General features: G+C 47.0%; 23 protein-coding genes. All 23 read left to right on the plus strand.

Annotated elements, in window-relative coordinates:
- The first annotated feature begins 7 nt into the window (after positions 1–7).
- The 23 genes from C6P39_RS18835 (at position 8) to C6P39_RS18945 (ending at position 25076) form a co-directional block, all read left to right on the plus strand.
- Positions 8–1324, plus strand: coding sequence for a sensor histidine kinase (locus tag C6P39_RS18835; protein ID WP_158661623.1), 1317 nt, complete (start codon positions 8–10; stop codon positions 1322–1324).
- Positions 1325–1395: 71 nt separating this feature from the next.
- Complete coding sequence (locus C6P39_RS18840) at positions 1396–1599, plus strand: hypothetical protein (RefSeq protein ID WP_158661624.1); 204 nt, start codon at positions 1396–1398, stop codon at positions 1597–1599.
- Between the two features lie 245 nt (positions 1600–1844).
- On the plus strand, positions 1845–2381 hold the full coding sequence (locus C6P39_RS18845) for a phosphatase PAP2 family protein (RefSeq protein ID WP_104804815.1): 537 nt from the start codon (positions 1845–1847) through the stop codon (positions 2379–2381).
- Positions 2382–2427: 46 nt separating this feature from the next.
- A complete protein-coding gene (locus C6P39_RS18850; RefSeq protein WP_104804816.1) occupies positions 2428–3261 on the plus strand; it encodes a Cof-type HAD-IIB family hydrolase in 834 nt (277 codons plus the stop codon).
- A gap of 15 nt (positions 3262–3276) precedes the next feature.
- On the plus strand, positions 3277–5199 hold the full coding sequence (locus C6P39_RS18855) for a DNA gyrase/topoisomerase IV subunit B (protein WP_104804817.1): 1923 nt from the start codon (positions 3277–3279) through the stop codon (positions 5197–5199).
- A 10-nt stretch (positions 5200–5209) separates the two neighbouring features.
- Complete coding sequence (locus tag C6P39_RS18860) at positions 5210–7456, plus strand: DNA gyrase/topoisomerase IV subunit A (protein WP_104804818.1); 2247 nt, start codon at positions 5210–5212, stop codon at positions 7454–7456.
- A gap of 49 nt (positions 7457–7505) precedes the next feature.
- On the plus strand, positions 7506–8426 hold the full coding sequence (locus tag C6P39_RS18865; RefSeq protein ID WP_104804819.1) for a magnesium transporter CorA family protein: 921 nt from the start codon (positions 7506–7508) through the stop codon (positions 8424–8426).
- 12 nt (positions 8427–8438) lie between these two features.
- Positions 8439–9656, plus strand: a complete 1218-nt coding sequence (locus C6P39_RS18870) for a transglutaminase domain-containing protein (protein WP_158661625.1) — start codon at positions 8439–8441, stop codon at positions 9654–9656.
- Positions 9657–9848: 192 nt separating this feature from the next.
- The gene (locus C6P39_RS18875; RefSeq protein WP_104804821.1) at positions 9849–10313 is read left to right on the plus strand and encodes a ribosome maturation factor RimP; all 465 of its coding nucleotides are present in this window, start codon (positions 9849–9851) and stop codon (positions 10311–10313) included.
- 45 nt (positions 10314–10358) lie between these two features.
- The gene (nusA, locus tag C6P39_RS18880) at positions 10359–11594 is read left to right on the plus strand and encodes a transcription termination factor NusA (RefSeq protein ID WP_104804822.1); all 1236 of its coding nucleotides are present in this window, start codon (positions 10359–10361) and stop codon (positions 11592–11594) included.
- Positions 11595–11602: 8 nt separating this feature from the next.
- Complete coding sequence (gene rnpM, locus C6P39_RS18885) at positions 11603–11881, plus strand: RNase P modulator RnpM (protein ID WP_104804823.1); 279 nt, start codon at positions 11603–11605, stop codon at positions 11879–11881.
- Positions 11868–12182, plus strand: a complete 315-nt coding sequence (locus tag C6P39_RS18890) for a L7Ae/L30e/S12e/Gadd45 family ribosomal protein (protein WP_095170658.1) — start codon at positions 11868–11870, stop codon at positions 12180–12182. Before rnpM ends, C6P39_RS18890 begins: the two co-directional genes overlap by 14 nt.
- A gap of 16 nt (positions 12183–12198) precedes the next feature.
- A complete protein-coding gene (gene infB, locus C6P39_RS18895) occupies positions 12199–15381 on the plus strand; it encodes a translation initiation factor IF-2 (protein ID WP_104804824.1) in 3183 nt (1060 codons plus the stop codon).
- Between the two features lie 10 nt (positions 15382–15391).
- Complete coding sequence (gene rbfA, locus C6P39_RS18900) at positions 15392–15787, plus strand: 30S ribosome-binding factor RbfA (protein WP_095170653.1); 396 nt, start codon at positions 15392–15394, stop codon at positions 15785–15787.
- Positions 15768–16733 (plus strand): DHH family phosphoesterase, encoded by a 966-nt coding sequence (locus C6P39_RS18905; RefSeq protein WP_104804825.1) that lies wholly within the window; start codon positions 15768–15770, stop codon positions 16731–16733. The genes rbfA and C6P39_RS18905 overlap by 20 nt, the downstream gene beginning before the upstream one ends.
- Positions 16726–17646 (plus strand): tRNA pseudouridine(55) synthase TruB, encoded by a 921-nt coding sequence (truB, locus tag C6P39_RS18910; protein WP_104804826.1) that lies wholly within the window; start codon positions 16726–16728, stop codon positions 17644–17646. The genes C6P39_RS18905 and truB overlap by 8 nt, the downstream gene beginning before the upstream one ends.
- A complete protein-coding gene (locus tag C6P39_RS18915) occupies positions 17643–18569 on the plus strand; it encodes a bifunctional riboflavin kinase/FAD synthetase (RefSeq protein WP_104804827.1) in 927 nt (308 codons plus the stop codon). Before truB ends, C6P39_RS18915 begins: the two co-directional genes overlap by 4 nt.
- 67 nt (positions 18570–18636) lie before the next feature.
- Complete coding sequence (locus C6P39_RS18920; RefSeq protein ID WP_095170643.1) at positions 18637–20295, plus strand: Na/Pi cotransporter family protein; 1659 nt, start codon at positions 18637–18639, stop codon at positions 20293–20295.
- Positions 20296–20464: 169 nt separating this feature from the next.
- Positions 20465–21217 carry an SH3 domain-containing C40 family peptidase gene (locus C6P39_RS18925; RefSeq protein WP_104804828.1) on the plus strand — a complete coding sequence of 251 codons (753 nt, stop codon included), beginning with the start codon at positions 20465–20467 and terminating at the stop codon, positions 21215–21217.
- A 167-nt stretch (positions 21218–21384) separates the two neighbouring features.
- Complete coding sequence (gene rpsO / locus C6P39_RS18930; protein ID WP_065542529.1) at positions 21385–21651, plus strand: 30S ribosomal protein S15; 267 nt, start codon at positions 21385–21387, stop codon at positions 21649–21651.
- A 158-nt stretch (positions 21652–21809) separates the two neighbouring features.
- The gene (locus C6P39_RS18935; RefSeq protein WP_104804829.1) at positions 21810–23906 is read left to right on the plus strand and encodes a polyribonucleotide nucleotidyltransferase; all 2097 of its coding nucleotides are present in this window, start codon (positions 21810–21812) and stop codon (positions 23904–23906) included.
- 138 nt (positions 23907–24044) lie between these two features.
- Positions 24045–24536 carry an anaerobic ribonucleoside-triphosphate reductase activating protein gene (gene nrdG / locus C6P39_RS18940; protein WP_104804830.1) on the plus strand — a complete coding sequence of 164 codons (492 nt, stop codon included), beginning with the start codon at positions 24045–24047 and terminating at the stop codon, positions 24534–24536.
- 27 nt (positions 24537–24563) lie between these two features.
- Positions 24564–25076 (plus strand): dUTP diphosphatase, encoded by a 513-nt coding sequence (locus C6P39_RS18945; protein WP_104804831.1) that lies wholly within the window; start codon positions 24564–24566, stop codon positions 25074–25076.
- Positions 25077–25185 lie beyond the last annotated feature (109 nt).

Genomic DNA, 25185 nt, shown 5'->3' on the forward strand with positions numbered 1-25185 from the left:
GGTTACTATGAATCACACTCTACAATTTTATATAGATATCTTAATGGGGGCTCTAGTTTTAATGATAGCATGTACAAATTTAACTCCTCTCCCTATCAAAGTAAATAATATATTTTTTATCATTACCGGTATATTCATAATGTCAATTCACTTATTACCAATTGTGGGTAATTTTTTAACATATTTAATGGTGGGGTATGTAATATTTGTGGTACTCATAGGTCAAAATAAAAAATTTCAAATCTTTATTCTTGGAATAATAGGATATATTTTTAATGTATTATTTAATTATTTATGTATGGCTATCATCTATTTTATAACAGGTATTAATATAATGCAAATTGGTTGGTACCTTCAAACCCTATTTACTATATGTTATATTTTACTTCTATACATTACAACATCTGCAATTAAACAAATTTTCAAAAGACAAATAAATTATTTTATCAATCAAAAATTCAATACTAAAATCATTATTTATATTTGTCTATTTACCACTATTTGTGCATGTATATTGATTACTAACTTTGCCTCAAGTCAATATTTAGGATACCCTTTATTCAGTATACTTTTAAATTGTTTTCTTTTTTTACTATATTTTGCCTTTACTATAATTATGTTATATCAAATTATCAGAAGTATTAAACAGGATTTAGAAAAAAAGTCAAAACTAGAAGAATATAAAAATCTGCAAGAATATACAGCAAAATTAGAAGATCTTTACCAGCAAATGCGTTCCTTCAAGCACGATTACATAAACATTCTAGCCACTCTTAATTGTTATATAGAACAACGAGATTTTGAACTCCTGAATGAGTATTTTCATAATAAAATTCTTCCTACTGGAAAACAGTTTTCCAAAGATACTGCATCACTCGGAAAACTTGCAAATATACAGATTTTAGAACTAAAAGGGTTATTGTACCAGAAATTTATACGCGCATCCTCTCTGAATCTACAGTTGAATATTGATATACCCACACCTCTTACTTCTACTAATTCTATGAAGCCTATTGACTTATCCCGGCTAATGGGCATCTTTCTTGATAATGCTATAGAAGCAGCGTTTGAAACTGAAGAGAAATATTTATTCTGTGGTCTTTTAGAAAATGAAGACAATATTATAATCTGTCTTACAAATTCGTGCAATATGAACCGTTTTCCTATCGAGAAACTGTATGAAAATGGTTTTACAACAAAAGATACCGGATACGGTCTTGGACTTTTTAATGCCAAAGAGATATTAAAAAATTATCCAAATGTTATACACCATACAGAATATAAAAATAATCGTTTTACTCAGGAACTTTATATTCCACAGTGATAAGATAATTAGTCTGGTTGGAAGACATAGGATTTGAAACAACCAACTTAAAATGGACAGAAGATATCATTATGGATTATAATGATCATTATGAATACAATACGTTTATCCAGACAAGGGATGGAGCTTTAATGGCTTGTGGGATTGGTTTGGGTAAAGAGAAAAAAGTGGCAGAAATATACGAAGATACGGAGGAGGAGAAAAGCAGCATCTACAGTAGTGAGTTTTTATCCATATCTATCAGCGAAAAACCTTCTAAACAATCATTACAATGAAGTGAGATATATTCCGTGGGGTAGATAGAGGTATTCTTACCATAGACCTGGCAAGCCCCGAGATAAGAAACGGCCTTATAGTATATTTCTAAATATCATAGACAAAAAAGCCTTTGCCTCCCCGTCCCGGAGCCAAAGGCTTTTTACCGTCCCCCCTCATCTTCACCGATTTACAGAATAGATTTGAAAAAATCCCCAAAATAAGTTATGATATAGGTCGAATCCGAAACAGAAAGGAAAATCATATGGGTTGGGAATTTACAATATTGGATGCTCTGCAGCAGATACATACTCCTCTGCTGGACAAAATTTTAGTATTTATCACATCCCTTGGAAACGCAGGATGGTTCTGGATCGTACTTGGCCTGGTGCTGCTCTGCGTTAAGCGATACAGAAAGTACGGTGTCCTGGTGTTGGGAGCGCTGATATTTTCCGCATTGTTTGGAAATATTATTTTAAAGCCGCTTGTGGCGAGGCAGCGTCCATGCTGGATCAATGAGACTGTGGAGCTGCTGATCCAGGTGCCTAAGGATTATTCATTTCCTTCCGGTCACACGCAGGCTTCTTTTGCTGCGGCGACGGCACTTTTTACAGGGAATAAAAAGGCAGGCATCTGCGCCTATGTGCTGGCGGCGCTGATCGCCTTTTCACGTCTGTACTTATATGTGCATTTCCCTACAGATGTGCTGGCGGGAATCGTGATTGGCATCTGCTGCGGCCTTCTGTCTGTATATGTGTTTGACTGTGTGAAGCGTAACAGGGGGACTGAGGCAAAGGGATAAAGGAAAAAAGCCTTAGGTATATAGGAAGAATAACAGGAGAACAGAGATGAGAAAAGATTTAAAAATGATAGCTATTGACCTGGACGGTACACTCCTTCGGGATGACTGCACCATTTCACAGCGGACCAGGGAAGCGGTGGAGGAGGCGGGAAGAAGAGGATACCTTATAGTTCCCACAACAGGCCGCTCCTACCGCAATACCCGGTTTGTATTAAATGGGTTCAGGGAGATCTCTTATTTTATAAACGGCAACGGTTCCGTGATCAGCAGCGGCAGGACAGAGGATGTCCTGTATTTTCATGATATGGACATGGATAATGTCAGGAAAATTTTTGAGCTTGCGGCAGAATACGATACATATGTGGAGATCTATGCAGGTCAGGATGCCTACATGGATGCCAAAGGACAGGACGTGATCAAAAGATGCGGACTTCCGGAAGAATACTGTGACCAGCTTCTTGCCACCAATAAAATAACAGCAGATTACAGGAAGCTTCTGGCAGGGAATGATATCCGTGTGGGAAAGGTACATATCCTGGTATCCAAAATGGAAGAAAAGGATAAGCTGATAAGGGAAATCGATCTGCTCCCCGGTGTACATCCCATCTCCGTTATCCCCAATAATATAGAAGTGGTGCATGGAAGATGGAGCAAATGGAATGCCATTGCAAAGCTGGCCGATATGGTTGGAGTCAGACAGGAAGAGATCATGGCCATCGGCGACAGCAATAATGATTATGAAATGCTTTTGAATGCCGGGTACTCTGTGGCAATGGGCAATGCCTGTGACAGGGTAAAGGAGATCAGCAGTGCGGTGACAGATACCAACGAAAATGACGGTGTTGCAAAAGCAATTGAAAATATACTGAATCAGGAATAGAAAGGACGAACAGGAATGGCAAAAAAAACAACCTATGATGCCAGCAGCATTACCGTTCTGGAAGGACTGGAGGCTGTAAGGAAACGGCCCGGTATGTATATCGGCAGTGTTTCCAGGAAAGGTTTGAACCATTTGATTTATGAGATTGTGGACAATGCGGTGGATGAACATCTGGCCGGTTTCTGTACGGATATCCGTGTGACACTGGAGCGGGACGGTTCCGCCACCGTAGAGGACAACGGAAGGGGAATCCCTGTGGGAATGCATGAGAAGGGCATGTCAGCCGAGAGACTTGTATTCACCACTCTGCACGCAGGCGGAAAATTTGACGACTCTGCCTATAAGACAAGCGGAGGCCTTCACGGTGTGGGTTCTTCTGTCGTGAATGCACTGTCCACATACCTGGATATTAAGATCAGCCGGGAAGGTTATATCCATCACGACCACTATGAGCGGGGAATCCCCACCATCGAACTGGAGGAGGGCCTGCTCCCGAAATTGGGAAGGACAAAAACCACAGGGACGCTGGTGAACTTCCTTCCCGATCCGGAGATTTTTGAGAAGACGCGTTTCTCCGCCACAGAGGTCAAGAGCCGTCTTCACGAGACTGCTTATCTGAATCCTGACCTGACCATTGTCTTTGAGGACAAGAGAGGGGATGAGCCGGAGTGTATCACCTTTCGTGAGCCGGAGGGTATCGTAGGATTTATAAAAGACCTGAACAAAAAATGTGAGATCCTTCACGACCCTGTGTATTTTAAGGGGGAATCCGAGGGCATAACCGTGGAGGTCGCTTTCCAGTATATCAATGAATTCCGGGAGAACGTGCTGGGTTTCTGCAACAACATTTACAATGCGGAAGGCGGCACTCATCTGACCGGATTTAAAACTACATTTACTTCTGTGATGAACAATTATGCCAGGGAACTGGGAGTTTTGAAGGAAAAGGATCCCAATTTTACAGGTGCGGATATCCGAAATGGCATGACCGCCGTGGTTTCCATCAAGCATCCGTCCCCGCGTTTTGAGGGACAGACCAAGACCAAGCTGGACAACCAGGATGCGGCTAAAGCCACAGGTAAAGTGACGGGGGAAGAGGTTGTTTTCTTTATGGACAGAAATCTGGACACCCTGAAAAACATCCTTTCTTGTGCGGAGAAGTCCGCGAAGATCAGAAAAACAGAGGAAAAGGCTAAGACCAACTTGCTGACAAAGCAGAAATACTCTTTTGACTCCAACGGCAAGCTGGCAAACTGCGAGAAGCGTGACCCCTCCCTGTGTGAGATTTTCATTGTGGAGGGAGATTCCGCGGGGGGCAGTGCCAAGACAGCCAGGGACAGGAACTTCCAGGCCATCCTTCCCATCCGCGGTAAGATTCTGAATGTAGAGAAAGCCACCATTGACAAAGTGCTGGCAAATGCAGAGATCAAGACCATGATCAATGCCTTTGGCTGCGGATTTTCAGAAGGATACGGCAACGATTTTGATATCAGCAGGCTGCGCTATGACAAGATCATCATTATGGCAGATGCCGATGTGGACGGTGCCCACATTTCCACACTGCTTCTGACCCTGTTCTACCGCTTCATGCCGGAACTGATCTATGAGGGACACGTGTATATTGCCATGCCGCCCCTCTATAAAGCCATGCCCGCAAAGGGAAAAGAGGAATACCTCTATGATGACAAGGCACTGGAGCGCTACAGAAAAAGGCATAGAGGTCCCTTCACCCTGCAGCGGTACAAAGGTCTGGGTGAGATGGACGCGCAGCAGCTCTGGGAGACAACCCTAAACCCGGAAACCAGGCTTTTAAAGCTGGTGGAAATCGAGGATGCCCGCATGGCGTCCGATGTGACAGAGGTACTTATGGGAACAGAGGTGCCGCCCAGAAAAGCATTCATCTATGAACACGCCCAGGATGCGGAATTAGACATATAGGAGGAGCGAAATGGCGAACGTACAGGATAATATCATCAGAACAGAATATTCGGAGATCATGCAGAAGTCATATATTGACTATGCCATGAGCGTCATTGTTGCCCGCGCCCTTCCGGATGTACGGGATGGCTTAAAGCCGGTACAGCGGAGAACCCTTTACGATATGTACGAATTGGGGATCCGCTATGACAGGCCGTACAGAAAATGTGCCCGTATTGTAGGCGATACTATGGGTAAATACCATCCCCACGGCGACAGCTCCATCTATGAATCCCTTGTGGTCATGGCGCAGGAATTTAAAAAAGGCCAGACCCTGGTGGACGGACACGGAAACTTTGGTTCCATAGAGGGGGACGGGGCGGCTGCCATGAGGTACACGGAAGCCCGCCTGGAAAAAATAACCCAGGAAGTCTATCTGGCAGACCTGGATAAGAATGTTGTGGACTTTGTGCCAAACTTTGATGAGACGGAGAAAGAGCCGGCGGTGCTTCCCGTCAAGGTTCCCAACTTGCTGCTGAACGGTGCGGACGGTATTGCTGTAGGTATGGCGACCAGCATTCCTCCCCACAATTTAAATGAGGTCATTGACGGCGTTGTGGCTTATATGAAGGACAACACCATCACAACAAAAGATCTGATGAAGTACATCAAAGGACCGGATTTCCCAACAGGAGGAATCGTGGTCAATAAAGACGACCTTCCGTCTATTTACGAGAGCGGGAGCGGCAAGATCAAGATCCGCGGCAAGGTGGAGGTGGAAAAGGGAAAAGCCGGAAGAACACTTCTTGTGATCACGGAGATTCCCTACACCATGATCGGTGCCAATATCGGCAAATTCCTCAACGATGTGGCAACGCTGGTGGAGACGAAAAAGACCACGGACATTGTGGACATTTCCAACCAGTCCTCAAAAGAGGGGATCCGCATTGTGCTGGAACTGAAAAAAGGTGCGGATGTGGAAAACCTCACCAACATGCTGTACAAAAAGACAAGGCTGGAGGACACGTTTGGTGTCAATATCCTTGCGGTTGCAGACGGAAGGCCGGAGATCTTAAGCTTAAAACAAGTCATTGAATACCATGTAGACTTCCAGTTTGAGGTGGCTACCAGAAAGTATCAGACACTGCTTGCAAAAGAGCGGGAAAAACAGGAGATACAGGAAGGTCTGATCAAGGCTTGTGACGTGATCGACCTGATCATTGAGATCCTGCGGGGAAGCAAGAACAGGGAGCAGGTGAAAAACTGTCTGGTAAGCGGTATGACGGAAGGAATCCGTTTCAAGACAAAAACAAGTGAACGGCAGGCTAAAAAACTGCAGTTCACAGAGCGGCAGGCCGCAGCGATCCTGGACATGCGCCTCTATAAGCTCATTGGCCTGGAAGTTGAGGCACTGATGGCGGAACATGAGATCACATTGAAAAATATAGCACGCTATGAAGATATTCTGAACAACTACGAATCTATGGCTGCTGTTATCATTGATGAACTGAAAGCCGTGAAAAAGGAATTTGGAAAAAAACGCCTAACAGCCATTGAGAATGCAGCGGAAGCGGTATATGAGGAAAAGAAGATCGAGGAAATGGAAGTTGTGTTCTTGATGGACCGTTTCGGTTATGCCAGAACTATAGACAAGGCAGCCTATGAGCGGAATAAGGAGACAGCGGACAGCGAGAACAAATATATATTCTCCTGCCTCAATACAGATAAGATATGTGTGTTTACAGATTCCGGCAGAATGCATACCATCAAGGTGCTGGACCTGCCATTTGGTAAGTTCAGGGACAAGGGGACTCCCATTGATAATGTGAGTAATTTTGACAGCTCTCTGGAGCAGATGGTATTTGTATCCAGCCTGTCAGGGATCAAAGAGTCCATGCTGTTCTTTGCCACAAAAACAGGTATGCTGAAACAGGTGGCAGGAACAGAGTTTGATGTGTCAAAACGGACGATAGCAGCCACAAAGCTGGCGGAGGGGGACCGGTTGATCTTAGTACAGATTGCTGACCCCATGGAATATGTGGTGCTTCAGACGAAAAACGGCCTCTTCCTTCGTTTTATGAAAGAGGAGGTACCGGATAAAAAGAAGACTGCCATCGGTGTGCGCGGCATTCGCATTGCAGAGGATGATGAGGTGGAGCACGCGTATCTGCTGGAAAGCCGTACGGAATACACCGTTACCTATAAAGAGAAGAATGTGACGCTGAACAGGCTGAAGCTGGCAAAACGTGACACAAAAGGCACAAAAATAAGGCTGTAACAGACATCCCCCAGGGGATACGAAGAACAGCGCGGATACAGGAGGGGCTATGAGATATGGTTTAAATAAGAAAATGTCAGGTCTGGGAGAAAAAGAAATTCCGGCTCCGGGGGACTGTCTTATTGAGATACTGAACATGGAATCCTACAAAAGAAAATATGGGGACACCAGCCCTGGCCGTCTGCTTCTTCGGAGCTTGGAACATGTGCATTTCTGCAAGGCTGAGATGCAGAAGGATTGTGTGGTGGGAACTTTTTCCGTTCCGCAGAAAGAAAAACTGCTGGAAAAACCCATTTCTTTCGGGTATTATATGGATAAAGAAAAACTTCTGTTTGTGGATGAGTCCGGATTCGTGGCCCATATAGTGAAGCGTATGGAAGAGATCCGATTCCAGGAACAGAGCTATGTGGCACATTTCCTCTTTGAGTTCATGGAACGTCTTCTGGAAGATGATGTGCGTTTTCTCCAGGCATATGAGCTGAAGATGACGGACATGGAGGATGGGCTTTTCCGTGAGGAGATCAAGGACTGTCCGGCCAGAATGCTGGCTGTACGCAGAGAGCTCCTGCGCATGAATACTTACTACGACCAGCTTGCCGACTTCTGTGAAATGCTGGAAGAGAATTACACCGGATTTCTGGGGGAGGAGGACTGCCGCCTTTTCCGGATCATGGGCAAGAGGATCCAGCGCCTGGCGGATAATACCAGGAATCTGCGGGAGTATACCCTTCAGATTCGGGAGATGTATCAGGCCAGGACTGCGGAAAGGCAGAATAAGATCATGCAGTTTCTCACAGTGGTCACCACCATATTTATGCCTTTGACATTGATCACAGGCTGGTATGGCATGAATTTTATCAATATGCCGGAGCTTCATTACGGAAGCAGCTATTTTATCCTGATCGGCGTGGTGATCCTGATCGTTATTATAGAGATTTGGTATTTTAAACACAAGAAATGGTTTGACTAGGAGAATATGCCCATGAGAAAAAAAGTATACAGTCTGTTTTTGTGCGGAGTGATGGTAGTTTCCTTCATGGTTTCCGGCTGCGGCAGGGAGATAAGCACAGAGTCAAAAGACAGTGTATCCGAAACGGTACAGAAGAAAATATATCAGGTTTTTGAGCCCCAGAAAGAGGAGATCGCAGAGGCGGACGCCCTGCAGTATGTAAACGGTGATTACATACCCTACGGATATGAAAGCCTGACAGAGAAACAGCAGAAGGTGTACCGGCAGCTTTTGAACGGCATCCTGGAATACAAGGATGAGGTTTCCGTAGACCCCTGTACAGAGGAGGAGATCAACCTGGTCAATAATATGGTGTTTGTGGATCACCCGGAATTTTTCTGGCTGGACCAGCAGTCTTATACCTTTCAGGGGGACGGTTCCCCGGATATGGCCAGCAGTGTGGATCTGCAGCTTGTTTACAATATGGATAAGTCGGAAATAGAAGCTGTAAAAGCCTCCATTGAGGCAGCAGCGGACCAGTGGCTTGCCCAGGTGCCGCAGGAGGCGGATACTTACGGCAGGATAAAATATATCTATGAGTTTCTGAGCCAGAACATCGCTTATGACCCATCCAGCTCCAACAACCAGAACATCCAGAGCGTCTTTTTAAACCAGGTCACAGTATGTGCCGGATTTTCAAAAGCAACCCAGTATCTGCTTGGTAAGATGGGAATCTTCTGTACCCTGGTTACCGGAACGGCGGCGCCCAACAATGAAGAACATGCATGGAACCTGGTGAAAATAGGGGATAATTATTACTACGTGGATACCACCTGGGCAAATCCTGGATTTTCGGAGCAGCAGGAAGGTGCTGTACAGGAAATATCTTACACTTATCTCTGCTGTGACGCCACAACACTTCTCGCCACACATACACCGGATGCGCTTCTGCCGCTGCCGGAATGTGCGGATGACAGTTATAACTACTATAAAATGAACGGCACCTGGTACTCCTATTATGATGAAAATGAGATTTACTATGTATTGACCTCCTCCATATCGGAGGGACGGGAGCGGGAAGATTTTAAGTTTGCCGATCCGGACAGTTATCAGCAGGCCGTTGCGGCCATGGTGGACGGGGATCTGATCGAGCGGGCCGTGCGGGAAGCCTATCATTTTGGGGAAGGTGAGACCTATCAGTGGAACATCGGATACAGTGATGAGGACATGCTCCTTACCGTCTATTGGTAAAAAACACTTGCAACTTCATACTTTTAGTGGTATTCTGGTATAGAACTTGATAATCACGATAACATAAGAGTGGGCCTGCGGTCCACTCTTATTATGTAGTGGGAAACTAAGTACCCATAAAGTTACCACAAATATAGCTTAATTTATAACTTTATCGAGTACCAGACAGAAGATGCGGAAGAAGGTGAAAGAATGAGTCAAAGAGAACGATACGAGCAGAAAGCAGAAGCCCTGATAACACCCATCCTGGAAAGCCATGGTTTTGAGCTTGTGGATATGGAATATGTGAAGGAAGGCAGCAACTGGTATCTGCGTGCCTACATTGATAAAGAAGGCGGCATTGCTGTGAATGACTGTGAAGTTGTCAGCAGAGCATTTTCTGAAAAGCTGGATGAAGAAGATTTTATCGACACTGCTTATATTATGGAAGTAAGTTCCCCCGGCCTTGGAAGACCACTGAAAAAAGAGAAAGATTACCTTAGAAATATGGGGAAGGAACTGGAGATCAGGACCTACCGTGCCATTGACCGGGAAAAGGAATTTTACGGTATACTGAAAGCCTATGATGCGGACAGCGTGACCATTGAAAACGAGGATGGGGAGCGCACCTTTTCAAAGGCAGACATTGCACTGATCAGACAGGCGTTTGACTTTTAAACAGCAGTGGATATTATATAGAAGAAATTCAGGAGGATGTAAAAAATGAATACAGAGTTATTAGAGGCGCTGGATATTCTGGAAAAAGAGAAATCCATCAGCAAAGATACGCTTTTGGAAGCCATTGAGCAGTCCCTGATCCAGGCGTGCAAGAATCATTTCGGCAAAGCTGACAATGTGCACGTGAATATCAACCCTGAGACCTGTGACTTCGGTGTGTATGCGGAGAAGACTGTGGTTGAGGAAGTGATGGATCCGGTTATGGAGATCAGCCTGGCAAATGCCAAGATGATGAATTCCCAGTATGAGCTGGGCGATGTGGTGAATGTGGAGATCAAGTCAAAGGAATTCGGACGGATCGCCACCCAGAATGCCAAGAACGTAATTCTGCAGAAAATCCGCGAGGAAGAGAGAAAAGTAATCTTCAACCAGTATTACGGAAAAGAGAAAGATGTTGTGACAGGGATTGTCCAGAGAAGTCTTGGCAGAAACTACAGTATTAATCTGGGTAAGGCAGATGCCATCCTGACAGAAAATGAACAGGTGAAAACAGAGGTGTTCCGTCCTACAGAAAGGATCAAACTGTATATCCTGGAGGTGAAAGATACCCCCAAGGGACCTAAGATCCTTGTGTCCAGGACACACCCGGAACTGGTGAAACGTCTCTTTGAGGCTGAGGTCACAGAGGTGAAGGACGGCACTGTGGAGATCAAGAGTATTGCCAGAGAAGCTGGTTCCCGTACAAAGATCGCTGTGTGGAGCAATGACCCGGACGTAGATCCTGTTGGTGCCTGCGTCGGTATGAACGGTGCCAGAGTCAATGCCATCGTGGAGGAACTGCGCGGCGAGAAGATTGATATCATCAACTGGAGTGACAACCCGGCGCTTCTGATCGAGAACGCTTTAAGTCCAGCAAAGGTCATCTCTGTTATGGCTGACCCGGATGAGAAGACCGCTATGGTCATTGTTCCAGATTACCAGCTTTCCCTGGCAATCGGTAAAGAGGGGCAGAATGCCAGACTTGCTGCCAGACTGACAGGATTTAAGATTGACATCAAGAGCGAGACACAGGCCAGAGAGTCTGGTGACTTCGATTTCTATGAGGAAGATTACGAAGAAGAGAGCTATGAAGAAGAGAGTTATGTAGAAGCGGGTTACGAAGAAGAGGGCAGTGTGGCGGAATCCTATGAAGAAGAGGATATGGCAGATATTGCTTCCGATGAGGCACCGGATTCTTATGAGGAGCCGGATGCTTCCGGGATACCCGGTGAAGAAGAGTAGGTGATATTATGGGTACGGTCAGGAAAGTCCCCATGCGTAAATGTACCGGCTGCGGTGAGATGAGGAATAAGAAGGAAATGCTCCGTGTCTTGAAGACACCGGAGGAGGAAATCGTTCTGGATGCCACCGGCAGAAAGAACGGCAGAGGGGCATATCTGTGTTTTGACAAGGAATGCCTGCAGAAGGCCGTTAAGAACCGGGGCTTGGAGCGTTCTCTCAAGACAGCGATTCCGGCATCCGTATATGAGAGCCTGGAAAAGGAGTTTGATAAGCTTGAACATCAGTAAAGAACTGTCCCTTTTGGGACTGGCGGCCAAAGCCGGGAGAGTGGTGAGCGGTGAGTTTGCCACAGAGAAAGCAGTGAAAGCAGGAAAAGCACGCCTTGTCCTTGTGGCAGGCGATGCATCAGATAATTCTAGAAAAAAGTTTTCCGATATGTGTGCCTACTATAAGGTGCCGGTTTATTTTGTCGGAACAAAGGAGGAGTTGGGAGGTGCCATTGGAAAGGACTACCGCGCGTCCCTGGGCGTGACGGATGATAATTTCGCAGTGGCGATGAAGAAAAAGCTGGAACAGATGGGTAAATAAAAAAGGAGGGCAATATATGTCAAAACTGAGAGTGCATGAAATTGCAAGAGAATTAGATAAAACCAACAAGGAGGTCATGGATTTTTTGAAATCCAAAAATATAGATGTAAAAAGCCACATGAGCAGCCTTGAGGATGACCATGTGAGCATGATACGCTCAAACTTGAGAAAGGGAAATGTGGCAGCAGCCAGCACGGATTCTGCGAAACCGGCAGCGCCGGCGGAGGAAAAACCGAAGAAGAAACTGATTCAGGTGTTCAGACCGCAGAATGCAAGTCATATGCCAGAGAGAAAACAAAAACCACAGAATCGTCCTGCAGAAGCAGGCAGTGTGCACAGCAGCAGCCAGCCGGCAAATAATCGTCCGGCACAGGGAGGAATGAAAACGGAAAGTACAGCAAATACTCAGAACAGGACAGATAATCGTCCGGGCAATAACAATAACGGAGACCGTCCAAACCGCTATAACAGCGATAACAACAACGGAGACCGTCCGAATCGCTATAACAGTGATAACAACAACGGAGACCGTCCAAACCGCTATAACAGTGATAACAATAATGGGGACCGTCCGAATCGTTACAATAACGATAACAGAAACGGCGATAACCGCCCGAGAAACAACAGTGGGGATGGCCAGAACCGTTATAATAACGACAACAGAACCGGTGACAACCGTCCGAGAACAGGCACGGGAGACCGTCCGCGTTACAACAGTGACAACAGAACCGGTGACAATCGTCCGAGAACAGGCACAGGGGACCGTCCGCGTTATAACAGCGACAACAGAACCGGTGACAATCGTCCGAGAACAGGCACGGGAGACCGTCCGCGTTACAACAGTGACAACAGAAACGGTGACAACCGTCCGAGAACAGGCACAGGGGACCGCCCGCGCTACAACAATGACAACAGAACCGGTGATTATCGTCCGAGAACAGGCACAGGGGACCGCCCGCGCTACAACAGTGACAACAGGACCGGTGACAACCGTCCGAGAACAGGCACGGGAGACCGTCCGCGCTACAACAGCGATAACCGAAACGGTGACAACCGTCCGAGAACAGGCACAGGGGACCGTCCCCGTTACAACAATGACAACAGAGGCGGAGACAACCGTCCAAGAACAGGCAGCGGTCCGAACCGTTTCGGCGACAACAGACAGAGAGGTACGGATAACCGTCAGGGCGGCGGATTTAACAGAGATAAAGGCGGCAAATCAGATGCTCCCAAGCTGGAATTTGTGGAGAAAGACAGCCGTAAATTAAACCGTGAGAATAAGAAAAAGGACGTTAAGAAAGATGACTTCCAGGCAGGCAGCAAACGCCCGAACCAGGCAGGCAGCAAACGTCCGAACCAGGGCGGCGGAAGACGTCCGAACCAAAGACTGCCAAGGGCGCTGCAGAGACCAAACACACAGCCTAAGGTGGAAGAGAAGAAGGAAGTAGTAAAGGAGATCACACTTCCGGAGAAAATGACGATCCGTGAGCTGGCTGAGAAGATGAAGATGCAGCCTTCAGTTATCGTTAAGAAACTGTTTATGGAAGGCGTTATGGTTACCGTGAACCACGAGATCGACTTTGAGAAAGCAGAGGAGATCGCACTGGGCTACGATATCATCGCAGAACCGGAAGTAAAGGTGGATGTTATCGCAGAACTCCTAAAAGAGGATGATGAAGACGAATCCTTACTGGTTCCAAGACCTCCGGTAGTCTGTGTTATGGGTCATGTTGACCATGGTAAAACATCTCTTTTGGACTGCATCAGAAATACACATGTGACAGACCGAGAGGCAGGAGGTATCACACAGCACATCGGTGCTTATGTGGTTACCATCAATGATCAGAAGATCGCATTCTTGGATACGCCGGGACATGAGGCATTTACCGCTATGCGTATGCGTGGTGCCAATGCAACTGATATTGCGATCCTGGTAGTAGCTGCGGACGACGGTGTTATGCCCCAGACCGTGGAAGCTATCAACCATGCCAAAGCCGCAGGTGTTGAGATCATTGTTGCTATCAACAAGATTGATAAGCCCAGCGCCAATATCGAGAGAGTAAAACAGGAATTATCCGAGTATGAGCTGATTCCGGAAGACTGGGGCGGAAGCACCATCTTTGTACCGGTTTCCGCACATTCAGGGGAGGGGATCGAGACTCTTTTAGAGATGATCCTACTGACAGCTGAGGTGGCAGAGCTGAAAGCCAATCCCAAGAGAATGGCAAGAGGCCTCGTGATCGAAGCGGAACTTGACAAAGGAAAAGGCCCTGTTGCCACAATTCTGGTACAGAAGGGTACCCTGCATGTGGGTGACTTCATTGCAGCCGGAGCCTGCTCCGGTAAAGTCCGTGCCATGATGGATGACAAGGGAAGAAGAGTAAAAGAGGCAGCTCCGTCCACCCCGGTAGAGATTCTGGGTCTGAGTGACGTGCCCAACGCAGGAGAGATCCTGGTTGCAACAGAAAATGACAAAGAGGCAAAACATTTTGCTGCTACCTTTGTTTCCGAAAATAGAAACCGTCTGCTGGAAGAGACAAAAGCTAAGATGTCTCTGGATGATCTGTTCACACAGATTCAGGCAGGCAATCTGAAAGAGCTTCCTATCATCGTGAAAGCCGATGTACAGGGGTCTGTAGAAGCAGTAAAACAGAGTCTTGTGAAGCTGTCTAACGAAGAGGTTGTGGTAAAAGTCATCCATGGCGGTGTGGGTGCCATCAATGAATCAGATGTTACCCTTGCAAGTGCGTCCAATGCCATTATCATCGGCTTCAATGTACGCCCGGATGTGACGGCAAAGGCAATTGCAGAACAGGAAGGCGTTGACCTGCGTCTGTATCGTGTCATCTATCAGGCCATCGAGGATGTGGAAGCAGCCATGAAGGGTATGCTGGATCCGGTATACGAGGAAAAGGTGATTGGCCATGCGGAAGTGCGCCAGACGTTCAAGTCATCCGATGTGGGTACCATTGCCGGCGGATATGTTCTGGATGGTATGTTCCAGAGAAACTGCAAAGTCCGCATTACCAGAGGAGAAGAGCAGATTTACGAAGGTATTCTGGCATCTCTGAAGCGTTTCAAGGATGATGTAAAAGAAGTGAAAGCGGGTTATGAGTGCGGTCTCGTATTCGAGGACTTCAGTGACGTACAAGAGGAAGACAAGGTAGAAGCTTATATTATGGTGGAAGTGCCGAGATAGGAGAGCTTTTATGAGAAAAAACAGTATTAAAAATACACGGGTGAACGCTGAGGTTCACAAAGAACTGGCAGAGATCATCCGTAATGGTATTAAGGACCCGCGCATAAAACCCATGACCAGTGTAACTGCAGTGGAAGTGGCGCCGGACCTTAAAACCTGCAAAGCATATATCAGTGTGCTTGGCGATGCGGAAGCGAAAAAGGACACCCTCGCGGGGCTTCGCAGTGCGGAAAGTTATATCCGCAGGCAGCTCGCCAAGACGGTGAACCTTAGAAATACGCCGGAAATACGGTTCATCCTGGATGAATCTATTGAATATGGCGTGACCATGTCTAAGCTGATTGATGAAGTCAGCAAAAAGGACACAGCATCGGAGGTGCATGAGGATGGAGAAGATAGCCAGTGAACTGAAAGGCATTAAGAGGGCAGCCATCGCCGGACACGTTCGTCCGGACGGTGACTGTGTGGGGTCCTGTATGGGACTTTACCTCTATCTGCGGGAAAACTATCCGGAGATTGAGACGGATATCTATCTGGAAAAGCCAAGAGATGCGTTTTCTATGATCTCACATCTGGATGAGATCAGGTCTGCCTACAACGATGAGGAAGCATATGACGTGTTTTTTGTCATTGACACCAGCACATCAGACCGTATCGGTGTGGCGTGGGAGGCTTACCAGAAGGCAAAGAGAAAGATCTGCATTGACCACCATGTGAGCAACAAAGGCTTTGGGGATATCAATGTGGTGAAGCCGGATGTGAGTTCTGCTTCTGAGGTGCTGTACGGACTTCTGGATGAGGAAAAGGTATCAAAGTCTGTGGCAGAGGCCATTTATATGGGAATGGCCCATGACACAGGCGTGTTTAAATTTTCTTCCACAACCCCGGCAACTCTGCGTATTGCAGCAAAGCTGATGGAAAAGGGAATTGATTTTACCAGGATCATTGATGAGACTTTTTTCCAGAAAAGCTATGTACAGAACCAGATCCTGGGCAGATGCCTGATGGAGAGTATCATGCTGCTGGACGGAAAATGCATTATCGGCTGTATCAGAAAGCGGGATATGGAGTTTTACGGTGTGGAACCAAAAGATCTGGACGGCATAGTTGACCAGCTGCGCATCACCAAAGGCGTAGAGGTTGCCGTCTTCTTATACGAGGTAAAAACACAGGAATTTAAAGTGAGCATGCGCTCCAACGGACCTGTGGATGTGAATGTGGCAGCCAGCTATTTTTCCGGCGGCGGTCATGTGAAGGCAGCGGGCTGTACCATGCAGGGTTCCGTCTATGATGTCATCAACAACCTGACAGGACATATCGAAAAACAGATAAAGGAAAAATGCAGTGATTAACGGAGTTATCAATATATACAAGGAAAAGGGATATACATCCCATGACGTTGTGGCAAAACTTCGGGGCATTTTAAGGCAAAAGAAGATAGGCCACACGGGCACACTGGACCCGGACGCCGAAGGAGTCCTTCCGGTATGTCTGGGAAAGGCGACTAAGCTGTGTGACCTTCTGACCGATAAGCGGAAGACATACGAGGCAGTTCTGCACCTGGGGATCAGCACAGATACCCAGGATATGACAGGCACTGTGCTGGAGGAAAGAGAAGTTACAGCTGATCCTGCCACAGTGCGTTCCTGTATAGAGAGTTTTCTGGGAGAGCAGCAGCAGATCCCTCCCATGTATTCTGCTTTGAAGGTAAACGGCAGAAAGCTTTACGAACTTGCCCGGGAGGGAAAAGAAGTTGAGAGAAAACCGCGGCGTGTGGTATTTTACCAGATAGAGATCCTGGAGATGGACCTTCCGCTTGTGCGGTTTCGAGTGACTTGTTCCAAAGGGACCTATATCAGGACGCTGTGCCACGATATTGGCCGGAAGCTGGGATGCGGGGGCTGTATGGAAAGCCTGCTGCGCACCCGGGTGGAGCGGTTTGATGTGAAGGATGCCATGAGGCTTTCTGAGGTTGAGGCGGCAGTGGGAGCGGGCTGTATTTTATCCCATGTTGTCACCATTGAGCAGATGTTTTCCGAATACGGGGAGATACACGCCCCTGCACAATTTGACAAAATGCTGCGCAACGGGAATGCTGTCCCTGCCCAGGAGGAGATGGAGGACGGTACCAGGGTCCGTATGTATGACAGCGGACAGCGGTTCATCGGCCTCTATGAATATGAAAAGAAAAGAGAACAGTTTCGGCTGATTACCATGTTCTGCACCCCGGAGGATTTTGCGGAGAGCAGAAAGGAGACACCATGATATATACAACAGATGTGCCAAGGCTTGGCGAGGGGGAGACGAGTGCAGTCACCCTGGGAAAATTCGACGGGCTGCACAGAGGACATCAGAAGCTCATGAACTGCATACGGGAAAAAAAAGAAGATAACTGTAAGGCGGTTATCTTTACTTTTGACGTATCACCTGTAGTAAGGCTTCTACATACCCCTGCAAAGGGACTTCTGACCAATGAGGAGCGGGAGGAGCTGGCCTGTGAGCGGGGCATGGATATTCTGGTGGAGTGTCCCTTTACAGATGAACTGATGCACATGGAGGCAGAGGCGTTTGTAAAAGAATTTCTGGTGAACCGGATGCATGTAAAATATCTGGCAGTAGGCCCTGATTTCAGATTCGGCCACGACAGGGCCGGTTCCCCGGCTCTTTTGGATGATATGGGAAAAACTTATGGTTTTACTGTGGATGTAGTGGAAAAGTTAAAAGACGGGAATCGGGAGATCAGCAGCACCTATGTGCGGGAAGAGCTGGAAAAAGGGAATATGGAAAAGGTCAACGAGCTTTTGGGATATGTGTATTTTACCAGAGGTGAGATTGTACACGGCAGGCAGCTGGGGCGCACCATAGGAGTGCCTACTGCCAATCTGATCCCTCCGGTCTGTAAAAAACTGCCGCCCAACGGTGTCTATATCACCCGCTCCCGCATTGGAGACAAAATATACCAGGGAATTACCAACGTAGGGTATAAGCCCACAGTGGCAGAGCATTTTCTGGGTGTGGAGACATACCTGTTTGACTGTGACGAGGACTTGTACGGACAGGACGCGGAGGTGCGTTTTTACCGTTATCTGAGACCTGAGAGAAAATTCGCCTCCCTGCAGGAATTAAAGGGACAATTGGATGTGGATGTCCGAAAAGGTCGAGAATTTTTCAAAGCGTTTGACAAATAATGATGGACAAACCTCAAAATTTCTATTATAGTTTATAACGGAATCTTTTTTTACCAAGGAGATAAGAATGAACGTAGGAAACATTTTGACGCTGATAGGCGGCTTAGGGTTGTTCCTGTACGGCATGCGGGTGATGAGTGACAGCATTGAAAAAGCCGCAGGAGCAAAGATGCGTAGTTTTCTGGCTTTCTTTACAAAAAACAAATTTGTGGGAATGCTGTTCGGCATGATTTTCTGTGCCATTATCCAGTCATCCAGTGCGACCACAGTAATGGTAGTCAGCTTTGTAAATGCAGGGCTGATGAATCTCTACCAGGCAGCAGGTGTGATCATGGGGGCCAATATCGGTACTACCATCACGTCACAGCTGGTGGCTTTTAACCTTTCCCAGATCGCTCCGGTATTTTTGATGCTGGGTGTGATCATTGTTATGTTCTGCAAAAAGGAGAAGGTGAAAAAGGTCGGTGAGGTTATCCTGGGCTTTGGTATCCTGTTCATGGGCCTTTCGCTTATGTCGGGCAGTATGGCAGGTCTGAAGGAATCACCTATTATCATCAGCCTTTTATCCAATCTGAAAAATCCGTTATTAGGTATCTTCATCGGATTTTTGATCACGGCCATTGTCCAGAGTTCATCGGTAACGGTCAGTATACTGCTTTTGATGGCGCAGCAGGGACTGCTTCCATTGGGAATCTGCTTTTACATTATTTTAGGCTGTAATATCGGTGCGTGTACCTCTGCACTGCTGGCAGCCCTCAATGGAAACAAAGACGCAAAGCGCGCAGCGCTGATCCATTTTCTGTTCAATGTGATCGGTACCATAATCATGGCGGTGCTGCTGCTGGCAGGTGAGACTTGGATAGAGAATGCGATCACCACACTTTCCGGAGGCAACATAGGACGGAGCGTGGCAAATGCCCACACCCTGTTCAAAGTTTTCCAGGTGCTGATCTTACTGCCGTTCTCAGGTGCCATTGTGAAGATGACATATCTGTTCGTACCCGGAAAGGACGAAGTGGCAGCGGACGGCGGTTTCCAACTGGAATACATAGGGCCGACCAATGTATTTTCCCCCAGCACAGCTGTAGTGGAAGCTACAAAAGAGCTGGAGAGAATGGGCAATATGGCTATCACCAATTTAAACAGGGCGATGAATGCTCTGATCACGCTGGATGAGGACGAGATCGCAGAGGTGTACCGGGTGGAGAAACATATTGATTATATGAATCATGCCATCACGGATTATCTGATCGCCATCAACCAGAGTACCCTGCCCATTGATGATATTAAAAGCATAGGCGGTCTCTTCCATGTGGTGAACGATATTGAGAGAATCGGGGACCATGCGGAAAATGTGGCAGATTCAGCCATTGAGCGCAGGGAGAAGAACATTGAATTCAGTCCGGCCGCCCAGAAGGAGCTGGCTGAAATGATGGACAAGGTTATAAGGATCATGACCTACTCCATGGACATGTTCTCCAATAACAGCCAGAAACACCTCCAGGAGATTTTGGAGCTGGAGGACAGTATTGATGAGATGGAGAGACATCTCCAGGCAACCCATATACAGCGTCTTACCAAAAACGAATGTACACCGGACGCCAGCATGATCTATTCAGACCTTATTTCCGGTCTGGAGCGTGTGGCTGACCATGCGACCAACATTGCATTTTCTATTCTGGATGAAGAACCGGAAGAAGATAAAAGAATTGTAATGGAATTGTAATAAAATCGTAAAAAACAGGCAATACTCTATAAGACAATAAAAGATACGCTTTTATTGTTCTGAATACCAAAGAAAAAGCCTGCGGCAGATGAGCCGCGGGCTTTTTGTGTCCTGCCGGAAGCAAATCTGACAGGAAGAAATTTATGGATTCTTTGAAAAGGAGTATTTTATGCAGAATTTTATGAAAAAGATCAGTTATACATTAGTAGGAACCAGTATGCTTCTGACAGCAGTGCCTGTATTTGCGGAGCCTGCCGAGGAAGTACCGGAACAGGAGTGCTGTGCTGTGGCGGATGTGGATACCTGTCTGAACATCAGGGAGGGGGCCGGCACAGATGCTGCCATTATCGGCAAGCTTCCAAAGGACGGGCTCTGCTATGTGGAGAGCACAGAGGGGGAATGGTCCTATATCACATCAGGGGAGATGAGCGGATATGTTTGCAACCTGTATCTGGACATGCTTGGAAGCAATGAGACGGATTACCTGGAAATGACGGGGCTTGCGGAGCCTGTCCTTGCGTACCCTGTGGACGACCCGGAGCCTGTGCCGGTCATCAATCCTTCAGATGTGCGTACGTCCATTGTCAATTATGCCCTTCAGTTCGTGGGAAATCCCTATGTGTGGGGCGGGACAAGCCTGACCAACGGCGCGGACTGCTCCGGATTTGTGCAGACACTCTACAGTGACTTTGGCGTGGACATCCCCAGGGTGGCAGAGGACCAGGCAAATGTGGGGCAGAGGATATCTGTGGAGGAAGCGCTTCCGGGGGACTTGATCTTTTATTCGGAAAATGGTTATATTTATCATGTGGTCATGTACATCGGAGACGGTCAGGTGGTGCATGCCAGCAGCTCAGCCACAGGTATAAAAGTGTCCAATCTGTACAGGGAACAGGCTGTTTGGGGCGTGCGTTTATTTTAAGGAACGTTTACTGGTTACAGGCCGTATTTGATGATAAAAAGTTACTTTACAATTATAGGTTGTTATGCTATACTAAGCAAGTATGAGTACAGCCCTGATTCAGGAATTGGAAACTCCGACCGTTTCTTAATCAGAGGCGATTATAAAAAAATATGGAGGAACATACAATGATTTCTAAAGAAAAGAAACAAGCTATCATGACAGAATATGCAAGGACACCGGGTGACACAGGTTCACCGGAAGTGCAGGTTGCAGTTTTAACAGCAAGAATTGAGGAACTGACAGAGCACTTAAAGGTAAATCACAAAGATCATCATTCCAGAAGAGGTCTTCTGAAAATGGTAGGTCAGAGACGTGGTTTACTTGCTTATCTGAAGAAAACTGATATTGAGAGATACCGTGCTTTGATCGAGAAGTTAGGTCTTAGAAAATAATCAGTCAAACCTAGGGGCGGAGTATTCCGCCCTATTTTATCACGGCGAAGATACTGGAACCGAGACCACTGAAAAGGGTATTTCCCGGCTTATTTTGGAAGTGCATTTTTCAGTTGTTTCGGACAGCGCAACGCCGAAGAACGAAAAGGAGATATAATATGTACAAGAGTTTTACCATGGAACTTGCAGGCAGAAACCTGACGGTAGAGATTGACCGTGTGGCGAAGCAGGCAAACGGCGCAGCCTTCATGCATTACGGTGAGACCACCGTTTTATCTACAGCAACAGCATCCGACAAACCCAGAGAGGGAATTGACTTTTTCCCTATGAGTGTTGAGTACGAAGAAAAATTATACGCAGTTGGAAAGATCCCGGGTGGATTTAACAAGAGAGAAGGAAAGGCCAGCGAACATGCGATCTTGACTTCACGTGTCATTGACCGTCCTATGCGTCCTCTGTTCCCTAAAGATTATAGAAATGACGTTACTCTGAGCAACATGGTAATGTCTGTTGATCCGGACTGCAATCCTGAGGTGGTTGCCATGCTGGGTTCTTCTATCGCAACCTGTATTTCCGATATTCCGTTTGACGGCCCCTGTGCTGCAACTATGATCGGAATGATAGACGGAGAGCTGATCGTAAATCCTACACTTGCGCAGAAGGATGTCTCAGACCTACAGCTTACCGTTGCATCCACAAGAGAAAAAGTCATCATGATCGAAGCCGGAGCCAACGAGATTCCGGAAGACAAAATGATCGAGGCGATCTTCATGGCTCATGATGTGAACCGTGAGATCATTACATTTATTGATAAGATCGTGGCTGAATGCGGAAAAGAAAAACACACCTATGAAAGCTGTGCGGTACCGGAAGAACTGTTTGCGGCGATCAAAGAAGTTGTTACACCGGAAGCCATGGAAGAAGCTGTATTCTCAGATGACAAACAGACAAGAGAAGGCAACATCCGTGTGATCACAGAAAAACTGGAAGAGGCCTTTGCCGATAATGAAGAGTGGCTGGCACTGCTTCCTGATGCTGTTTACCAGTACCAGAAAAAGACGGTCCGCAAAATGATCCTGAAGGACCACAAGCGTCCGGATGGCCGTGACATCAGACAGATCCGTGCTCTGGCAGCAGAGACAGACCTGATCCCCCGGGTACACGGTTCCGCTATGTTTACCCGTGGACAGACACAGATCTGTACCATCACAACTCTGGCTCCTCTTTCCGAGGCACAGAGACTGGACGGACTGGATGAGTTTGAGACCAGCAAACGCTACATGCATCACTATAATTTCCCGTCCTACTCCGTAGGTGAGACAAAACCGTCCAGAGGACCGGGACGCCGTGAGATCGGCCATGGTGCACTGGCTGAACGTGCCCTGGTGCCGGTACTCCCCACAACAGAGGAGTTCCCGTACGCGATCCGTACCGTATCTGAGACTTTCGAGTCCAACGGTTCCACATCACAGGCAAGTATCTGTGCTTCCACCATGTCTCTGATGGCAGCAGGTGTTCCGATCAAGAAAACGGTAGCCGGAATCTCCTGTGGACTGGTGACAGGCGACACAGATGATGATTATATTGTACTGACAGACATCCAGGGTCTTGAGGACTTCTTTGGAGATATGGACTTCAAGGTGGCCGGTACACATGACGGTATCACAGCGATCCAGATGGATATTAAGATCCACGGACTGACAAGACCGATCATCGAGGAGGCCATTGCCAGAACAAAAGAAGCCAGAGAGTACATCCTGACAGAAGTTATGGAAAAATGTATTCCGGCTCCGAGAGACCACGTGAATGAGTATGCACCGAAGATCATCCAGATCCAGATAGATCCGGAGAAGATTGGTGATGTGGTAGGCCAGAGAGGAAAGACCATCAATGCGATCATTGATGAGACTGGTGTTAAGATTGACATTGATGATACCGGTGCTGTTTCTGTCTGCGGCACAGACCAGGAGATGATGGATAAGGCGCTTCATTATGTGAAGGTCATCACCACAGATTTTGTGGAAGGCCAGATTTATACAGGCAAGGTTGTAAGCATCAAGGATTTTGGTGCGTTCCTGGAATTCGCTCCCGGCAAAGAAGGTATGGTTCATATCTCTAAAATCGCCAAAGAGAGAATCAACCGTGTTGAGGATGTGCTGACACTTGGAGACAAGGTAAAGGTAATCTGCATGGGCAAGGACAAGATGGGAAGAATCAGCTTCAGCATCAAGGACGTGCCGAAGGACGCACAGTAGTTCAAAAATAGTGAGGGGAGAGCCAAGCCGCCTGTATCCGGGCAGCCGGTTCTCCCCTTTTATGCGCCGAGGCGCAGTACCTGTGTCAGGACGCGTGCGGCTGTCAGCTGCCGCTGCATGCTTTTGGAGGGAAAGTTCATGAGATATCACAATATTACAAAAGATGACATGTTAAACGGGGATGGTCTGCGGGTAGTCTTATGGGTATCCGGCTGCTCTCACTGCTGCAAGGACTGTCAGAATCCCATTACCTGGGATTCAGGAAATGGCCTTATTTTTGACGAGGCAGCAAAAGAAGAGGTTTTTGAACAATTGAGCAGGAATTACATATCCGGGATCACATTTTCCGGAGGTGACCCTCTGTATTTTCAAAATGTGCCGGAAGTGACAGCATTGGCAAAAGAGATAAAGGAAAAGTTTCCGGCCAGGACCATATGGCTGTACACAGGATATCTGTGGGAGGAACTCCGGGGAAAAGAGATACTTCAATATCTGGATGTGCTGGTGGACGGCAAATTTGTCGCAGAGAAGAAAGACATTGCCCTGAAGTGGAAGGGAAGTTCCAACCAGAGGGTAATTGACGTACAGAGGTCCCTGAAAGAGGGGAATGTAATACTGCACGCAGAGTAAATAAAAAACAACATACAGGAGATGACAATGAGAAGAATCGCGAAATTTCATAAAGTGAGCAGAGAACAGTTTGCAGAAGGATGGAAAGATACCTTTGGACAGGTAACAGAGGCGGAGACAGAGGCAGTATATGACAGCATAAAGCTTCCCAAAAGAGCTACCGCAGGAAGCGCAGGGTATGATTTTTACAGCCCTCTTTCCTTTGAACTGAAACCGGGAGAGACTATGAAAATCCCCACTGGGGTGCGCGCTGAGATGGATGAAGGGTGGGTGCTTAAGCTGTATCCCAGAAGCGGTCTGGGATTCAAATACCGCCTGCAGCTCAATAATACGGTTGGTGTTATTGACAGCGACTACTTTTATTCAGATAATGAAGGCCATATTTTCGTGAAGATCACCAATGATTCCAATGAAGGAAAGATCGTAAACGTGGAGGCGGGTACCGGCTTTGCGCAGGGGATTTTCGTGGAGTATGGGATCACCGTGGATGATGATGTATGTGAAGTCCGTAACGGAGGTTTTGGCAGTACAACGAAATAATAGTTTTCTGCAATTTTGAAAAGCATATAAAATACCCCCTAAGTAGAATTTGGTCATTTACCTTGTCTACTTAAGGGGTATCATATCATTCCCAAATGTGATCAGCCCC

Source organism: Blautia marasmi (assembly GCF_900258535.1).
Taxonomy (GTDB): domain Bacteria; phylum Bacillota; class Clostridia; order Lachnospirales; family Lachnospiraceae; genus Blautia; species Blautia hominis.

Bases quoted from the DNA above. Each gene is read 5' to 3' on its own strand.
- C6P39_RS18835 (WP_158661623.1), top strand. From the start codon at position 8: ATGAATCACACTCTACAATTTTATATAGATATCTTAATGGGGGCTCTA.
- C6P39_RS18840 (WP_158661624.1), top strand. From the start codon at position 1,396: ATGGATTATAATGATCATTATGAATACAATACGTTTATCCAGACAAGG.
- C6P39_RS18845 (WP_104804815.1), top strand. From the start codon at position 1,845: ATGGGTTGGGAATTTACAATATTGGATGCTCTGCAGCAGATACATACT.
- C6P39_RS18850 (WP_104804816.1), top strand. From the start codon at position 2,428: ATGAGAAAAGATTTAAAAATGATAGCTATTGACCTGGACGGTACACTC.
- C6P39_RS18855 (WP_104804817.1), top strand. From the start codon at position 3,277: ATGGCAAAAAAAACAACCTATGATGCCAGCAGCATTACCGTTCTGGAA.
- C6P39_RS18860 (WP_104804818.1), top strand. From the start codon at position 5,210: ATGGCGAACGTACAGGATAATATCATCAGAACAGAATATTCGGAGATC.
- C6P39_RS18865 (WP_104804819.1), top strand. From the start codon at position 7,506: ATGAGATATGGTTTAAATAAGAAAATGTCAGGTCTGGGAGAAAAAGAA.
- C6P39_RS18870 (WP_158661625.1), top strand. From the start codon at position 8,439: ATGAGAAAAAAAGTATACAGTCTGTTTTTGTGCGGAGTGATGGTAGTT.
- C6P39_RS18875 (WP_104804821.1), top strand. From the start codon at position 9,849: ATGAGTCAAAGAGAACGATACGAGCAGAAAGCAGAAGCCCTGATAACA.
- nusA (WP_104804822.1), top strand. From the start codon at position 10,359: ATGAATACAGAGTTATTAGAGGCGCTGGATATTCTGGAAAAAGAGAAA.
- rnpM (WP_104804823.1), top strand. From the start codon at position 11,603: ATGGGTACGGTCAGGAAAGTCCCCATGCGTAAATGTACCGGCTGCGGT.
- infB (WP_104804824.1), top strand. From the start codon at position 12,199: ATGTCAAAACTGAGAGTGCATGAAATTGCAAGAGAATTAGATAAAACC.
- rbfA (WP_095170653.1), top strand. From the start codon at position 15,392: ATGAGAAAAAACAGTATTAAAAATACACGGGTGAACGCTGAGGTTCAC.
- C6P39_RS18905 (WP_104804825.1), top strand. From the start codon at position 15,768: ATGGAGAAGATAGCCAGTGAACTGAAAGGCATTAAGAGGGCAGCCATC.
- C6P39_RS18915 (WP_104804827.1), top strand. From the start codon at position 17,643: ATGATATATACAACAGATGTGCCAAGGCTTGGCGAGGGGGAGACGAGT.
- C6P39_RS18920 (WP_095170643.1), top strand. From the start codon at position 18,637: ATGAACGTAGGAAACATTTTGACGCTGATAGGCGGCTTAGGGTTGTTC.
- C6P39_RS18925 (WP_104804828.1), top strand. From the start codon at position 20,465: ATGCAGAATTTTATGAAAAAGATCAGTTATACATTAGTAGGAACCAGT.
- rpsO (WP_065542529.1), top strand. From the start codon at position 21,385: ATGATTTCTAAAGAAAAGAAACAAGCTATCATGACAGAATATGCAAGG.
- C6P39_RS18935 (WP_104804829.1), top strand. From the start codon at position 21,810: ATGTACAAGAGTTTTACCATGGAACTTGCAGGCAGAAACCTGACGGTA.
- nrdG (WP_104804830.1), top strand. From the start codon at position 24,045: ATGAGATATCACAATATTACAAAAGATGACATGTTAAACGGGGATGGT.
- C6P39_RS18945 (WP_104804831.1), top strand. From the start codon at position 24,564: ATGAGAAGAATCGCGAAATTTCATAAAGTGAGCAGAGAACAGTTTGCA.